Annotated in this window: 1 protein-coding gene; it reads right to left on the bottom strand. The window is 71.4% G+C overall.

The genetic code is table 11. From position 1 onward, the window contains the following. The coding region (locus tag AQJ58_RS40090) for an SDR family NAD(P)-dependent oxidoreductase (protein WP_159056426.1) at positions 1-2,116 on the bottom strand (2,116 nt) is incomplete at both ends.

Here is a 2,116-nt window from a genome sequence, read left to right as displayed (position 1 = left end):
CCCCTCCGACCACGCCGTACCGTCCGCGCCGTCCGAGAACGCCTTGCACCGGCCGTCCACCGCGAGCCCCCGCTGCCGCGAGAACTCCACGAAGGTGTCCGGCGTGGACATCACGGTCACACCACCGGCCAGCGCCAGGTCGCACTCACCCGAGCGCAGCGCCTGCGCCGCCAGATGCAGGGCGACCAGCGACGACGAACACGCCGTGTCCACCGTCACCGCGGGACCCTCGAAACCGAACGTGTACGCGATACGACCCGACGCCACACTGCCGGTGTTCCCGGTCAGCAGGTAGCCGTCGGCTCCTTCGGAAGTGCCACGCAGGGAGGAGCCGTAGTCCTGGGCCATGGCGCCGGCGAAGACACCGGTACGGCTGCCGCGCAGGGTCGCCGGGTCGATGCCCGCACGCTCCAGGACCTCCCACGAGGTCTCCAGCAGCAACCGCTGCTGCGGGTCCATCGCCAGCGCCTCACGCGGCGAGATCCCGAACAGCGAGGAATCGAACAGGGCGGCGTCGTAGAGGAAGCCACCTTCACGGACGTACGTACGCCCGATCGTGCCCGGCTCCGGGTCGTACAGCCCGTCGAGATCCCATCCACGATCCGAGGGGAAACCTCCGATCGCGTCCCGTCCTTCGCTGACCAGCGTCCACAGATCCTCCGGCGAACCGACCCCACCGGGGAACCGGCACGCCATCCCGACGATCACCACCGGGTCGTCGGTCACGCTCGTCGGCGCCGGCAGTGCGGCAGTGGCTGCTTGCTCGTCTCCTCCCACCAGCTCCGTTCCGATGTGCCGGATCAAGGCGGCGGGTGTGGGGTAGTCGAAGATCAGGGTGGCGGGGAGCCTCATGCCGGTCGCGGCATTCACGCGGTTGCGGAGCTCCACCGAGGTCAGGGAGTCGAAACCCAGCTCCTTGAAGGTGTGCTCCACCTCGATGTCGGCCGTGGAGGCGTGGCCGAGCACGGCGGCCGCGGCACCCTGGACCAGGTCGGACACGAGCCGGTCGCGGTCCGCCGGCGGAATGGCCGACAGCTGGGCCTTGAGGTCCTGGTGCCGCGTTCCGCCGCCCGTCCCGGCCTCGGCCTTGCGGCGGGCACGGACCCGGACCAGGGCACGCAGCAGGGCGGGCACTTCCTCTGCCGGTCGCCGACGCAGCCCCGCGAGATCGAGATCGATGGGCAGCACCGCCGCCCGCTCCAGTCCGGGGCCCTGTTCGAGTGCCGCGTCCAGCAGACCAAGGCCACGCTCAGGAGCCAGCGGCTGCATGCCCTCGCGTGCCATACGGCGCAGGTCGGCCTCGGACAGCTCGGCCGTCATACCGGCCCCCGGCGCCCACGGACCCCAGCCCAGGGACACCGCGGGCAGCCCCTCCTTCCGACGGAAGGAGGCGAAGGCGTCGAGGAAGGCGTTGGCAGCCGAGTAGTTGGCCTGACCCGCACCTCCGAAGGTGCCCATGACCGACGAGAAGACGACGAACGCGGACAGGTCGGCGTCCCGGGTCAGCTCGTGCAGATGCGTCACCGCGTCCGCCTTCGGCCGCATGACCGCGGTGAGTCGCTCCTCGGTCAGGGAGGACACCACACCGTCGTCGACGATGCCGGCCGTGTGAACCACGGCGGTCAGCGCATGCCCGTCCAGCGCGGCGGCCAGCTGGTCGCGATCGGCCACGTCCACCGCCACGACATCCACCTCGGCGCCCAGGCCACCCAGCTCAGCGACGAGTTCAGCGGCTCCCGGCGCATCGAGGCCGCGTCGGCTGGCGAGCAGCAGACGCCGTACCCCGTGCCCCGTCACGAGATGACGGGCCACCAGCGCGCCCAGACCACCCGTACCACCGGTGACCAGGACCGTCCCGCCCTCGCGGTCCAGCGGCGCGGGGACGGTGAGGACCACCTTGCCGACGTGGCGGGCCTGCGACAGGTACCGGAACGCCTCCGGAGCCCTGCGTACGTCCCAGCACGTGACCGGAAGCGGCCTGAGCACCCCCGCCTCGAACAGAGCCACCAGGTCGGCCAGCATCCCGCCGATCCGCTCCGGCTCCACATCCATCAGGTCGAACGCCCGGTACATCACACCGGCGTGCTCCCCCGCGACCGTCTCCGGGTCCCGGACG

It is taken from the genome of Streptomyces sp. DSM 15324 (assembly GCF_001514285.1).
Classification (GTDB): Bacteria; Actinomycetota; Actinomycetes; order Streptomycetales; family Streptomycetaceae; genus Streptomyces.
Note: the sequence above shows the minus strand (reverse complement) of the source record. Positions and strands in the feature narration are given on the sequence as shown.